The sequence below is a fragment of the Nonomuraea diastatica genome (assembly GCF_004349015.1).
GTDB lineage: Bacteria > Actinomycetota > Actinomycetes > Streptosporangiales > Streptosporangiaceae > Nonomuraea > Nonomuraea diastatica.
In genome coordinates this window covers 48412-62298 of record NZ_SMKP01000037.1, presented here as the reverse complement: position 1 = coordinate 62298, position 13887 = coordinate 48412, and the positions used below count along the sequence as shown (strand labels likewise).

Sequence of the window (13887 nt, the reverse complement as noted above, 5' to 3'; positions counted from 1 at the left end):
TAGACGGTTTCCAGGACGAAGTCCTCGCGGGCCTGGCCGCGGCGGCGGGTCTTGGCGCGGGCGCCCTTGGCCTTGACCCGCGCCTGGCGGGCGGTCAGGTCCAGGTCCTCGATGTTGAGGGTGAGGACTTCCTCGGCCCGGGCGGCGGTCTCGTACAGGAGCCGGTAGAGAGTCTTCTCCCGCAGACTGTCTTTCCGTTCCTTCTAAGGTGGCGGTTGCGCGCTGATCACCACGTGACGAGGCCAAGGCGATCACTCGTGGAGTTGGGTGCCGCGCGGATCGTTCGCACGGCGTCCTGACGACCATGCGACGTCGGCAATCTGGACGTCGTGACAGTGCGGGTCATGTGACATACGCCACAGATCGCGGGTGTCCCACACCGGTGCGGGCCGACGTCTAGTGCATAGAGCGCAGTCGAGACGAGGCAGGAGCCAGCCGTTGAACGAGCCAAGCGAGCCGACAACGGGCACAGCCGAACCACTCGCCGGCGGCGGCCAGGTGGACTGCGGACTGGAATCCGCCACCGAGGCGTTCCTCGCTCACCGCAACCTGCTGTTCACCGTCGCCTACGAGATGCTCGGCTCTGCGGCCGACGCCGAAGACGTCCTGCAGGAAACCTGGCTTCGGTGGGTCAAGGTCGACAGGGAGCAGGTGCGCGACCAGCGCGCCTACCTGCTGCGGATCACGACCCGGTGTTCGCTCGACCGGCTGCGCACCATGAGGCGCCTTAGGGAGGACTACGTCGGTTCCTGGTTGCCTGAGCCGCTGCTCACCGCGCCGGACGTGGCCGAGGACGTCGAGTTCGCCGAAAGTGTGTCGATGGCGCTCATGCTCGTACTCGAGACGCTCTCACCCACGGAACGGGCCGTCTTCGTGCTGCGCGAGGTCTTGGATGTCAGTCACGAGGAGATCGCGGCCGCCGTCGGCAAGAGCTCCGCGGCCGTCCGGCAGATCGCGCACCGCGCCCGTCGGCACGTCGAGGCTCGCCGCCCGCGCGAGGTGGTCTCCCCGAGCCAGATCGGGGCGGTGTTGGAGTCGTTGCAGCGCGCGCTCGAAACCAGGGACCTGCAGGGCCTGCTTGACATGCTCGCCCCGCAGGTCGTCCTGGTGAGCGACGGCGACGGCGACGGCGACGGCGGCGGCGGCGGAGGCGGCGGCGGAGGCGGCGGCGGAGGTCAAGCAGACCTCGCCGCGGCCGATCGTCGGCCGTCTTGGCAAGGTAGCCCGCATGATCGTCGGCCGTCTTGGCAAGGCCGACGTCGCGCTCACTGGCGAGCCCACCGTGGTCAACGGCAACCCGGCACTCGTTCTCCGTGTGGACGGCGAGATCGACGGCGTCATAGCGATCCGCGTCTAGAACGCCCGCATCACCGGCCTCTACTACGTCCGCAACCCGGCCAAGCTGACCCGCATCGACGCCGAGGTTCCACTGACCCTGAGGTGAATACCCGTGACGATCCGGCCGCGGGCCTCGGAAAACGAACTGAACCTGACGGAGGCGAGAAAGCAGCAGCGCGTCTTGCCATCCGAACGGAGGCGGCACGTCGATGAGGATCCCCGTACTGCTGTGCGGCGCTCCAGGGGGCCATGTCGGGGCGTGGTGGCACTGCACAGACGGTCCGGCGGTTCGGGAGCCCCACGGTGGCGGTGTCGATCACGCTCCCCAGGTCACCGACAAGTACCACCAACTCAACCAGATCCATTACTGGGAGGACATTCATGACGAAGAGAGTTGCCAGCGAACTCGCCGACCTGGAGCTACCGGTCGAGCGTGGCTGCCCGTTCGCCCCGCCCGCCGCCTACGAACGGCTGCGCGAGCAGGCGCCGATCAGCAAGATCCGCCTGACCAGCGGTGGCGAGGCGTGGTGGGTGTCCCGGCAGGATGAGGCCCGTGCCGTGCTCGCCGACCCCCGCTTCTCCTCCGATCGGCGCAACGACGGCTACCCGCTCTTCAACCTCGATCCGGCGACCCTGCAACTGCAGCGCAGCCAGCCGCCGGTGATGCTCGGCATGGACGGCGCGGAACACGCCGCGGCCCGCCGCCCGGTGGTCGGCGAGTTCACCGTGAAGCGGCTGGCCGCGCTGCGCCCCCGCATCCAGGACATCGTCGACCACTTCATCGACGACATGCTCGCCACCGGCCAGCACCCGATCGACCTGGTCCAGGCGCTGTCCCTGCCGGTGCCCTCCCTGGTGATCTGCGAGCTGCTCGGCGTCCCCTACACCGACCACGACTTCTTCCAAAGCCGCACCACCATGATGGTGAGCCTGACCTCGCTGGAAGACCGCCGGCGGGCCTTCGCCGAACTGCGCGCCTACTTCGACGACCTGGTCACCCGCAAAGAATCCGAACCCGGCGACGACCTGCTTGGCCGGCAGATCGCCCGGCAACGCCAGGAGGGCGCCCTCGATCACACCGGCCTGGTGAGCCTGGCCTTCCTGCTGCTGACCGCCGGCCACGAGACCACAGCGAACATGATCTCCCTCGGCGTGCTCGGCCTGCTCACCCACCCGGACCAACTGGCCCTGATCAAATCCGAGCCGGGCAGGACACCCGGAGCCGTGGAGGAACTGCTGCGCTACTTCACCATCACCGACACGGTCACCGCCCGGGTGGCCACCGAAGACGTGCAGATCGGCGGGGTAAGCATCAGGGCCGGCGAGGGCGTCATCGTCTCGGCCCTGTCGGCCAACCGGGACCCGGCGGCATTCAAGGACCCGGGCGAACTGGATATCGAGCGCGGGGCCCGCCACCACCTCGCCTTCGGCTTCGGCCCGCACCAGTGCCTCGGCCAGAACCTGGCCCGGATGGAACTGCAGATCGTCTTCGACACGCTGTTCCGCCGCATCCCCACCCTGCGGCTCGCCGTACCGGCCGAGGACCTGCCGTTCAAGAACGACGCCGTCGTCTACGGCGCCCACGAACTCCCGGTCACCTGGTGATCAGGACATGAAGCGCTCCGAAGCCGACAGCGACCTCTGCGTCGGCTCCGGCCAATGCGTCCCGACCGAGCCGGCCGTCTTCGACCAAGACGACGACGGCATCGTGGCCCTGCTGACCGACCACCCCGACGACCAGAGCGCGGCACAGGCACGTCACGCCGTCGCCCTGTGCCCATCCCGAGCCCTGTCCATCCCGCAGGAGTCCTCCGGTTATGTTGTCCGGTCGGCTCCAGCAGTACCACGGCCGCCTCCGACGCCCACCCGACCGGCACTTCCACTTCCCGGCGTTGACCGGTTATAGGACGCCACGCTCCGGCCACACGATTTCCGCAGGTTGCCGGGCCGGGGAGGGCCTCCCCAGTTCCCGTCGCCACTGTCGATACGTTCCGCGCCCCATACGCCGGGGAGTCCTTGACGGCTGCGCTTCCAGGCTCTTCACCGCGTCCATGGCCTTCGCCCTGGATTCGGGGGCTCGGCTCTCCCTTGTCCCCGACCTCACGGCCGGGACCTCTAACGACGCCGCAGGCTTCGCTTCATGCTACGGACCGCATCGTTGTTCCCCCAGGAAAGGGCCTTTGACGCTGGGCTTCGACCCCGCCCGTTTCCAGACGAAACCGCCAGCCTGCTACCGGGCCTCCTGGCAGCTACCCGGACCGGACTTCCACCGGCAAGCGACGACGAGCTTACGAACAGACGATCAGCCGCTACGTCACGGCTTCACCTCCGTCCTGCTGGGCGCACGAATCGCCGAGGCTAGGTTTCGGCGTCTTCAAACTCGGTCAGGAGGCCTGAGCTGGGCTGACAGTTTCGGCAGCGTGGGGGCGTTCTTTCTGGCGCTCACCGCGTGGCTGCTGCCGTACGTGCGGCATCTCATCACGTGGTTGCGTGCCGCGCCCCGACTGACGGATGTGACCCTCGAGGAAGCGCTTGACGACCTGGCCAGAGCGCTTGAGCAGGAATGGGCTGAGGAGGAGCGACTGCGTCGCGTCAACGATCCCCGGCCGTTGCCAGTCGGTGGAAACTCATCCAACCCGGCCCGCTCGGCAGCGAAGCGGCGTCGACAGGCGAGTTTGACGAAGTCCGGCGCGGGCTACGCACCGCGAAAGCGTCACGGTTAGTGGTGCTGGGCACCGCTGGCGCGGGCAAGAGCGTGCTGGTGATCCGCCTGGCTCGGGACCTACTTGCCTCCCGGGACCAGGAAGGGCCGGTGCCGGTGGTGTTGTCCGCAACGACGTGGGAGCAAGGAAGCGAACTGGACGAGTGGGTCGCCACCGAGTTGATCCGCGGACATCCTGGGTTGGGTGCACGAATCAGAACCATCACTGGGGAAACGAACGCGCTGGCGGATGCGCTCGTTGCCCACGGCCGCATCCTTGAGCCGCGCCCGGCACGGAGTGCACGAACCCCGGCGAGGGCTGCGCGCCGGTCAGCGAGGCCACCAGCTCCGACACTCGGTGCACCGGAATAGCGTGAACGACCAGCAGATACACACACCACGCCTGCAGATTGACCCCGAGACTGACCGGCACAGCGGGCACACCCACCGGACGCGGCGCGGTGTGCAAGGCGCCGCACCGGCAGGCCACCGAATGCAGGCGGTGCTCAAAACGCCGGGCCACCACCAGCGGGATCTCGATCTGCTGGTGCCGGGCCGTCACGCCCAGGTCGGCCGCTTGACCGAGATCGGCCCCGCACTGGCATGGACCGTCCGGGAAGTGCTCGACGGTGTCGCCCTCGGCGACCTCGTTCGACCAGGCCAGCGCCTTGCCGTCGGCGCCGGGCTGCTTACCCGGCCTGCGACCGGCGATATCGTCGGAGGTGCGCTCCATCGGCCGCCTACGGCCAGGAAGGTCATCGACCGAGGGCGGCATCCCAGAATTGCCGCTGTTTCGCGAGACCAGCCGCTCCAGCTTGGCCACGCGCTCGCGCAGCTGGGCGACCTCCGCCTTCAGCGTGGCGTTCTCGGCCATGAGCGCGCGCCTCAGAGCGATCAGCTCCTTGCGGGACAGCTCCCTCCAGGCCGGACATCTGACGATCACATCACCAATGGCCAGACTGATCAAAGTGACGGACAGTCACGCAGCGGCCCGAACCGCTACACCTTGCGCACGACGTGAATGCTTACGTACACGACTCCAGAGGATAGAGCCGAAGCCCAGGCCAGCGCTGGTGAATCATCAAAATCGCGTCTCTAGGCAATTTCGGCCCGGGAGGTCCGCCCCCAGCCGCTGACCTGCATGTTCCGGCCACAGCACTCTCTAGAAGCTCCGAATTACGTCGAACCCGGGAGTTTCAGCACTATGTAATGGTAGCAGTGACCATGTCTCAGGATTTCGTGAGCGTAGATGACCGAGCCCCAACAATCTCATGTAGGCGCGGCTGGCCCGTTGGGCGCCGGTCCGCGCGGTGCACGTCGAGCGGCTGGTGGCGGGCGCGGCCGGACGTGGTAGCCACTGCCGGACCCGCTCCTATCCCGAAATACTCGAAGCGCTCCGCGCGGGACAGGTCTCCGCGGCCCTGCTGGCCGAGCCGTTCGTCACCGTGGGCCGCGAGACCGGACAGGTGCGGATCGTCGCGGACACGATGAGCCGGGACTTCGCGAACCTGCACACCGCAGGCATCACGGCCACCGACGAGTGGGTCCGGGAGAACCCCCGCACGCTGGCCGCCTTTCAGCGCGCGCTGGTAAAGGCGCAGCGCCTGATCGCGAGCGACCCCCAGCAGGTACGCCACCGTCTCCACCGAGGGCAGCTACTGGGTGCCGCACTCCCGCTACGGCCCGGGCTTGTTCGAGCTCGACAAGCAGGCGACCGGCGGCCGGACGGTGCGCGGGATCGGCGGCAGCTTCTGGGGCACCTATTCTTCGCGATCGGCACCCCCGACGGCCAGCACACCATCGCCGTCCACACCAACACCGAGTGGAAGTCCTGGGATCCCATGTTCAAGGTCAGCGAAGCCGAGTTCGGCGTCTCTATCGGTGCGTAGGCACGTCACCGGCTCAGCGGGAGCCGGTGGCAACCTCTCCCTCTGAAAGAAGAACATCGAAAAACAACCGCAGCGCCATGAAGAGCGATCATCCCTGTCAGCAACCGGAACGCCGAACCCCAGGTCAGCCCCAACGGCCGAGTTTCGGGCACCCACATATCTCATTGGCCGAGCACGCTCGAGCCCTGGCATCACGAAGCAGCCAGTAGGCTGGCCGAGGGCGCTGCCCTGGCCACCCCTATACGGCGGCCACGCCCGAAGGCAACGGAATAGCGCCTCGGCCCACGCCGGCAACCGCTCGTTCAATTACGGTCACCCCATGGGATCAATGCACATCGAGCTACACCTGTTGGGACCCTCGGAGCTCGTCGTGGACGGCGCCCCCGTTGCCCTGACCGGGAAGCAGCGTGCCCTGCTCGCCATATTGTTACTCGAGGCGGGACGCGTGGTGCCTGCCGATCAGATCGCAGACCGCCTCTGGGAGGGCAAGCCGCCGAGGAGTGCCAGGGCCCGCGTGCGCGCGCTGATCGCAGAGCTGCGCGCGTGCTGCGGCGACGTCGGCGCCCGGTTGGTGATCACCCGGCAGCCCGGCTATCTCCTCCAGGTCGACGGTGCGACCGTGGATACCTCGCTCTTTGAGCATCAGGTGACCGAAGCGATCAGGGCGGCGGAGCTCGACCGGTACGACGAGGTGATCGAGTTCTGCAACCGGGCGCTGGAACTGTGGCGGGGAGACCCCTTTGCGGACGCGCCGGGACTCTTGGCCCTCCAGGAGGCGGCCCGGCTCGATGAGCTCAGACTGACCGCGCTCGAGACCAGGACCGAGGCCAGTCTGGCACTGGGGCGCTACGAGGAGTCCGTAGCCGAACTACGCGGCCGCATGGACGGTTACGACCTCCGCGAGCGCCCCAGGGGTCAGCTCATGCGCGCTCTGCGTGCGACCGGCCGGATACCCGAGGCGCTGGAGGTGTTCCGCGGCTACCGGCGGCGACTCGTCGACGAGCTGGGCGTCGAGCCCACGCCCGAGCTGCAGCGCCTGCACCAGGAACTGCTGGACGGCGCGCCGGCTCCCTCCGTCGGCCCGTCGCCGATGCCGGATGTCCCGAGGCAGTTGCCGACCGGCATTCGGCGGTTCGTCGGCAGGGAGTCCGCACTCTCCCAGATCGACGAACTCGACGCCCGTGAAGAACGGTTGATCGTTGTCGCTGGCCCCGCCGGCGTGGGCAAGTCCGCCCTGTCCCTCCACTGGGCCCATCGGGCTGCGCACCGGTTCCCCGACGGGCAGCTCTTCCTCGGGATGCGTGGCTTCGACACAGCCAAACCCATGGGACCGGACGAGGCTTTGCCGCTGCTGCTGCAGGCGCTCGGCCAGTCGTCGCGGAGCATCCCCGTCAGCTTCGACGCCCAGGCGGCGCTGTACCGCTCGCTGCTCGCTGACCGGCGCTGCCTGTTGGTCTTCGACGACGTCTCCGAACCTGCCCAGGTGCGGCCGTTGCTGCCCGGCGGCCCCGGCTGTCTCGTCCTCATCACCAGCAGGGACCGGCTCAGCGGCTTGGTGGCCTTCGACGGTGCGCGCCGCCTTACTCTCGATGTGATGCGGCGCGACGATGCCTTGGTTTTGCTGCAGCAGGTGGGCGGTCGCCAGCTCTTGGACGAGGACGGCGCCGCCGAACGGCTGGCCGACTTGTGCGGCTACCTGCCCCTGGCCTTGTGCATAGCCGGCGCTCGCATCGCCGAGCAGGGCGATCGGCCAGTCCGCCACATAGTCGAGGAATTCTCCCGGCGCGGGAGGCTGCCGCGGCTGCATCTGGCGGGTGAGCCGCACGCGGGGGTGCGGGCCGCTCTCGACCTGTCGTATCTGTCACTTCAGCCGGCAGATCGCCGGATGTTCCGGCTGCTCGGCCTCGTACCGGCCAAACGGATCTCCGTGTCAGCCGCGGCCGCACTGGCCGGCCTGCCACTTCCCGAAGCCGAGGATCTGCTCGACTCGACAGCGCGGGTACACCTCGTCAGCGGCGGCACCAAGCTCGGCTACGGCGTCCACGGCCTCGTCTTGGACTACGCTGCCGAACGCGCCCAGGCGGAGGAGGCCGCGGATGACCGGGCGAACGCCGTGCGGCGACTGCTCGACTACAGCCTCCACTCCGTGCGGGCAGTGGCCCAGGCGCACGGGTTCCGCGACACGATCCTGCCCGGTGAACCGCCGCCCCCCGGTGTGTGCCCCGAGGAGTTCGACGGAGCCCCGGCCGCACAGGCCTGGCTGGACGCCGAATGGGACAACCTCGTCGGCCTGCTGACCCATGTGGCCGAGCACGGTCCCCGGCGCTACGCGTGGCTGATCGTGGACGCGCTGCAGGATCTGCTCCACCACCGCCGTTCCCTGTCCGAATGGCTGCGGCTGGTGGACCTCGCGCTGGGGGCCGCAGAAAAGGAGCATGACGGGCAGGGCGCGGCGGCGATGCTCCTCTCCACGGGGCATGTCCGCTGGCGGCTGACTGATCTGCACGGGGCGCTGGAAGCGTACGAGCGGGCGCTGCTGCTGGCCCGCGGGACGGGCTGGCGGCTGGGCGAGGCATACGCGCTGGTGGGTTGCGGAGTGGCGGTCAAGCAACTGGGCGATCCCGGGAAGGCGGTCGGACTGTACGCCACCGCGGCAGAGATCCACCAGGAGTTGGGCAGCGCGTACGGCCAGGCGCAATGCCTGAACAACGTCGCCTCCGCCGAGCTCACCCTCGCCCGGCTGACCAGCGCCGAAGAGGCGCTCCAGCGGGCGATTCCGCTGGCGGTGTCGGCGCAGGCCAAACACCTGGAGGCTCTCGCGCGCAGCAATCTCGGCCTCATACGTCAGAAGCAGGGAAGACTCGGCAATGCCCAGCTTGTGCTGCGCCGGGCGGTCAGGTGCGCCGTGGAGGCAGGCTCCGCCTTCGCGGAGGGAATGTCACTCGAGTATCTCGGCCGCGTGCACTGCGACGCCGGCCGCTATACGGAGGCCATCGCGGTCCAGGAGCAGGCACTGAGCATCGCCGCCCGGGTCGAGCACCAGAACTGCCAGGTAGACGCCCTGGCCTGGCGCTCTCGCGCCGAACTCGGCCTCGGCCGGACCGCCGACGCCGCGGAGCACGTCCGGATCGCTGTAGAGATCGCCGAGCGTACGGGCTACGCGGAGGGACTGGTGGAGGCGCTGACCGCGAGAGCGGAGATCTCCTGCGCCACACAGAGGCTGTCGCACGCGCGTGCGGATGCGGAGCGCGCAGTGGCACTGGCGCAGGAGAAGGCACCGGTGGTGCTCGCCCGGGCGCACGGCGTACTGGCGGTCGCGCTGCTGGCCCTCGGGGAGCACGCCGCCTCCGAGACCGAGTGTGCCCGTGCCCTGCTGCGCAGTGGGCAGTCGGGTGAGCGGTTGGTCCAGGCCAGGGTGCTCCTCACCCTCGGGCGGCTCCGGGCGGTGACCATGGGCGGTCCCGCGGCTACTTGGCTGCTGCGGCGCGCGCATGGCCTGTTCGCTGAAATGGGAGTAGGCGCGGGCCAGGAGTCGGCATGCCCGCTTCTCGTCGCCCATGCGGATTCCATACGGTAGCCGAACGGTCCGGTGCCAGGCTCCGGGGCAGGCCATCCAGCGTTCGCTGACCACACTGCCAAGGGGGTCCGATGGACCATGCCGCCGAAACCCCGGCCCCGCTGCTTGCCGTCCTGCACGATGTGGGAAGCGCGTCCGCGATGCAGATCGCCGTGTCCGCCCGCGGGCTGTGCGAGCTGGTCTTCCTCGCGGACCGTTCGCTGCCGCACGTGGCGGAACAGCTGCCGCTGATGCGAGACCTGGCTGAGGTCGTGGACATCACCGGTCTGCCGTGGCAGCAGGTCTGTAAGGAAGTCATCGCGCTCCGCCCTTCGGGTGTGATGACCTGCGCCGAGCACCAGATCGTCGGAGCGGCCGCCCTGGCTCGGGCCTGCGGAACGCCTGGGCACGATGAGGCGGTTGCCCGTGACCTCACCGACAAGCTCCGGCAGCGCGAGGTGCTGGCGGAGCGGGGAGTGCAGTCGACGGCCTGCGTGCCTCTGTACGGGCCGGAGGACGTGGCGGCGGCCGGCGAGCTGGTCGGCTTTCCCGCCGTGCTCAAGCCACGGCATGGCGCGGCGAGCGTCGACACTTGCAGGGTGGAGTCGGCGGCGGAGGGCACGGCGGTGGCGCGGCGCTTCGAGGTCGGCCCCGACCGTCCGTTCGTCCTGGAAGAGCTGCTGCCCGATGGCCCGGCACGAACGCCGCTCGGCGACTACGTGTCCGTCGAGTCGGTTGTCCAAGCCGGGGAGATCTCGACGTTCGGGATCACCGGGAGTTTCCCCCTGGCCGCACCGTTCCGGGAGACCGGCAAGGCGATTCCCGCCATGGTGACTCCCGAGGAGGCCGAGCAGATCACCGCTCTCGCCCATGCGGCCATCACGGCGCTGGGCGTGCGTGACTCCCTGTGCCACACGGAGGTCAAGCTGACCCCGCAGGGGCCGCGGATCATAGAGGTCAACGGGCGCTTGGGGGGTTGGGTCGGCGAGCTCACGCTGCGCGCCACGGGCGTCGACATGGTGCGCGCCGCGATGTCGGTGGCGCTGGGTCGGCCCGCGGAGTTACCTTCCGGCACGGCACCGGAACGCGTCGTGTTCCAGTACTTCGTGGTGTGTCCTCAGGACACTAGCGAGATGGTGTCCATCGCTCCACTCGAGGCGCTCGCCGAGTTGCCCGCCGTGGAGTGGGTGGAGACGCGCGTGCGCGATGGACAGCGCATTAGCTGGCGGCTCGGCTCCCTCCAGCAGCTCGCGGTGCTGCGGGGGACCGTTGGCAGGCACGAAGAACTGGTGGAGCTGGTGGCCGCGGCCGCCCTGGCCGTGAAGCGGGCCTGTCGATGACTGATCAGGTCGCGATCGTGGGCATGTCCATCCGCACAGCCGGGGCGGCCGATCCGGCCGCGTTCTGGCGGCTGCTTGCCGAGGGCCGCAGCGGGCGGCGTGAGCTGGACCAGGCGGAGCTGGCCCGACGCGGCGTTCCGTATCGCACTTACTCCCATCCCCAGTACGTTCCCGTCGCCTACCCGTTGGCCGATCCCCTCACGTTCGACGCCGCCGCTTTCGGATTCAGCGCCGGCGAGGCCGCACTGACCGATCCGCAGCATCGGGCCATGCTGCAGGCGTGCTACCGCGCCGTGGAAAGCGCCGGTCACCACATCGCGGACCTGCGGGGGCAAGTGGGCCTGTACGTCGGCACGCGGATCGGTGACCACGGTCCGATGCTTCGCGGCCGGCTCAGGCACACCGACAGTGCTCTGGACGAGACGTGGCTGGTCACCGGGAACAACGCCGATTTCCTCGCCACGCGGATCGCGTACTGCTTCGGGCTCACCGGCCCTGCGATCAGCGTGCAGACCGCCTGCTCCACCTCAGGGGTTGCCATCCACCTCGCGAGCCAGGCCATCTTGGCCGGCGAATGCGATGCGGCGGTCGCCGGCGGGACCGCCATCGACTTGGAGGACGCCGGGTACTTCTACTCCGAGGGGGGCGTGTTCTCGCCGCGGGGACGCTGCGAGCCGTTCACCGTTGGAGCGGACGGCACCGTGGACGGGAACGGGATAGCGGCGCTGTTCTTGAAGCGGTTGGACGCCGCCGTCGATGACGGCGACCCGATCCTGGGCGTGATCGCGGCCACCGTCGTGAACAGCGACGGCAGGGACCGTGCCGGCTACACCGCGCCGAGCGTGAGCGGGCAGTCCGCCCTCATCGCCGAGGCACTCGATGTGGCCGGGCTGAGGGCCGATCGTATCGGCATGTTCGAGACGCACGGCACGGGGACGGCCGTGGGCGACCCCCTGGAGATCGAAGCCGCCACTCTGGCTTTCCGGGAGGCAGGCGCCACGCGCGGCGACATCCGGCTGTCCGCCATCAAGGCAAATGTCGGTCATCTGACGGCCGCTTCAGGCGCCGCAGGCGCCATCGCCTGCCTGCTGGCCCTGCGGCACGAGCGCATCCCGCCCAACCTGCCGATCGTGGAGGGCGCGGCCGCGATCGATCTGGGCGGATCACCGTTCAGGCTCTCCGGCGAGTGCCAGCCCTGGCCGCGGGGTGCGGAACCACGGTACGCCGCCGTCAGCAATTTCGGCCTGGGCGGCACCAATGCCCACCTGATCATCGGTGACCCTCCGGCCGGAGGATCTCCCGTCCGCGGGAAGCGCCGCGCCTGGCAGTTGCTGCCGTTGTCGGCGGACGACCCGGAGCGGCTCGCCGAGACCTCCGCCGCATTCGCGGAGGCCGTAACCGCGGGAGGGCCCGAGCAGCGCCATGACCTGGGACACACCCTGCGCACGGGACGGCCCGCGCTCGCGGTCCGCGCTGTGGCCGTGGTGCCCGCCGAGGGCGAAGTCCCGCGGTCGGCCTGGCCCGGCCCCGAGTCGTTCGCGACCGCGCCTGCCACCACGCCGGCCGTGGTCTATCTGCTGCCCGGGCAAGGCGTGCTGAAGGATGGAGCCCCCCGGCAGCTCTACGGGGCCGACCCCGCATTCACCGGGATCGTCGACGAGGGGATGGACGTCGTCGCGGAAGCGGCGGGCGGAAGGACAGCCGATCAGGTCCGTTCGGCGTTCACCGAGGGACGGCTCACACCGGACACCCGCGTCGCGCAGCCGGCACTGCACTTGCTGGCCTCCGGCGTCCACGCCGCACTCGCGGCTGCCGGCGTGCACCCCGACGCGATCGCGGGGCACAGCGTCGGCGAGCTCACCGGGGCCTGCCTCGCGGGGGTACTCACCTTTGCCGATGCGACCGAGGCGATCTGCCGCCGGGCCGAGGCCATGGCCGCGATGCCCGCGGGCTCGATGCTCCTCGTGAGGGCAGGTCAGGAGCTGCTGCGCGATCTGCCGGAAGATGCGTGCGTGTCCGTCGTCAACTCGCCCACGTCCACCGCGATCTCGTACGGACCCGAGGCGGCAAGCCGTCTGCTGGCATGGCTCGACCACCGAGGGCTGACATACCGGCCCCTGGACACGTCCCACGCGTTCCACCACCCGGGCATGGCACCCGCCGCCGCCCACTTCGCCGCGCGACTGCCCGCGCGGGTGCTGCATGCTCCCCGCATCCCGCTGATCTCGTGCCGCAGCGGCGAGTGGCTGCGCCCAGAAGAGGCCACCGACCCGGGGTACTGGGGCGCCCAGCTACGCGAGCCCGTTGAGTTCGCGCGGGCCTTGCGCACTGTGGCGGGCGCGTATCCCACGGCTCTCTATGTGCAGCTGAGCCTGGGCTCGGGGCTCCTGCGGGCGGCCCGGCAAGGCGGAGTTCCCGCCGAGAACTGCGTACCGGTGCTGCCGGAGGAGCCCGCGGACCACCCGGCGGCACTCGTACCGCGGGCCGTCGGCGAGTTGTGGCGGCGCGGATGCGCAGTCGACTGGAGCGTCTACAGCGCTGCCGACCGCGGGCTGCGCACCGAGGCTCCGCCGCGGACGTTCCTCACCGCACCCGTGCTTCACCCGGCTCTGGAGGACCTGAGGCGCGGCATCGACCCGTACGGCACCAGGCCGCGGCCGCGAACGGAACCCGAGCCGGCCGCCGACGCACAGGACGGCGAGATCGCCGAGCTCCTGGAAGCCGTCCGCGACTGGTGGGAGCAGATTCTGGGCGCCCGACCGGAGCCGGACGAGGATTTCTTCACCGCGGGCGGTGACTCGATCGCCGCCGCCCAGCTCGTCGCGCGCCTGAGGCCCATGTTCGACGTCGACATCCCCGTCCACCTCCCGCTGACGGCGACAACCCCGCGCGCGCTCGCCCGCGCGGTCGACGAGCTACTCGTCGCGGTCGTCACCGGCCGCTGACCGGCACCGGGCCAGCTCCAGGCCGGCATTCACACGATCAGGAACGAAGCGAACCGTCAATCGGCACACGAATGGAAAAGGTCCTCGGCATGTCCTACGAACACCACGCACGCTCGCT

Annotated in this window: 9 protein-coding genes and 1 pseudogene; 9 read left to right on the top strand and 1 reads right to left on the bottom strand. The window is 69.5% G+C overall.

Annotated features, from left to right (window positions below):
- The 5 genes from E1294_RS58050 to E1294_RS15525 form a co-directional block, all read left to right on the top strand.
- Positions 1-299 (top strand): hypothetical protein (locus E1294_RS58050; protein WP_425465206.1); only part of this gene is annotated, 299 nt, incomplete at its 5' end.
- A 139-nt stretch (positions 300-438) separates the two neighbouring features.
- Positions 439-1551, top strand: a complete 1113-nt coding sequence (locus E1294_RS15540) for a sigma-70 family RNA polymerase sigma factor (RefSeq protein ID WP_342775052.1) — start codon at positions 439-441, stop codon at positions 1549-1551.
- 168 nt (positions 1552-1719) lie between these two features.
- Positions 1720-2943 (top strand): cytochrome P450, encoded by a 1224-nt coding sequence (locus tag E1294_RS15535; protein WP_132509108.1) that lies wholly within the window; start codon positions 1720-1722, stop codon positions 2941-2943.
- Between the two features lie 7 nt (positions 2944-2950).
- Positions 2951-3244 carry a ferredoxin gene (locus E1294_RS15530; RefSeq protein ID WP_132509106.1) on the top strand — a complete coding sequence of 98 codons (294 nt, stop codon included), beginning with the start codon at positions 2951-2953 and terminating at the stop codon, positions 3242-3244.
- 514 nt (positions 3245-3758) lie between these two features.
- The gene (locus E1294_RS15525) at positions 3759-4061 is read left to right on the top strand and encodes a hypothetical protein (RefSeq protein WP_132509104.1); all 303 of its coding nucleotides are present in this window, start codon (positions 3759-3761) and stop codon (positions 4059-4061) included.
- Positions 4062-4718: 657 nt separating this feature from the next.
- On the opposite strand, the pseudogene E1294_RS58045 reads toward E1294_RS15525, so the two are convergent.
- Positions 4719-4997 (bottom strand): annotated as a pseudogene (locus E1294_RS58045) (DUF6444 domain-containing protein); the annotation flags it as partial.
- A 352-nt stretch (positions 4998-5349) separates the two neighbouring features.
- Between E1294_RS58045 and E1294_RS15515 the strand changes: the two are divergent.
- From E1294_RS15515 to E1294_RS15500, 4 genes are all read left to right on the top strand, one after another.
- Positions 5350-5928 carry an ABC transporter substrate-binding protein gene (locus E1294_RS15515; RefSeq protein WP_132509100.1) on the top strand — a complete coding sequence of 193 codons (579 nt, stop codon included), beginning with the start codon at positions 5350-5352 and terminating at the stop codon, positions 5926-5928.
- Between the two features lie 319 nt (positions 5929-6247).
- Entirely contained in the window at positions 6248-9505 is a 3258-nt protein-coding gene (locus tag E1294_RS15510; protein ID WP_132509098.1) for an AfsR/SARP family transcriptional regulator, read from the top strand.
- Between the two features lie 71 nt (positions 9506-9576).
- Entirely contained in the window at positions 9577-10824 is a 1248-nt protein-coding gene (locus E1294_RS15505; RefSeq protein WP_132509096.1) for an ATP-grasp domain-containing protein, read from the top strand.
- Positions 10821-13769 (top strand): type I polyketide synthase, encoded by a 2949-nt coding sequence (locus E1294_RS15500; protein WP_132509094.1) that lies wholly within the window; start codon positions 10821-10823, stop codon positions 13767-13769. Before E1294_RS15505 ends, E1294_RS15500 begins: the two co-directional genes overlap by 4 nt.
- The last annotated feature ends 118 nt before the right edge of the window (positions 13770-13887 follow it).

Coding starts and splice junctions, on each gene's coding strand:
- E1294_RS15500 (WP_132509094.1), top strand. CDS start 10,821: ATGACTGATCAGGTCGCGATCGTGGGCATGTCCATCCGCACAGCCGGG.
- E1294_RS15505 (WP_132509096.1), top strand. CDS start 9,577: ATGGACCATGCCGCCGAAACCCCGGCCCCGCTGCTTGCCGTCCTGCAC.
- E1294_RS15535 (WP_132509108.1), top strand. CDS start 1,720: ATGACGAAGAGAGTTGCCAGCGAACTCGCCGACCTGGAGCTACCGGTC.
- E1294_RS15510 (WP_132509098.1), top strand. CDS start 6,248: ATGGGATCAATGCACATCGAGCTACACCTGTTGGGACCCTCGGAGCTC.
- E1294_RS15530 (WP_132509106.1), top strand. CDS start 2,951: ATGAAGCGCTCCGAAGCCGACAGCGACCTCTGCGTCGGCTCCGGCCAA.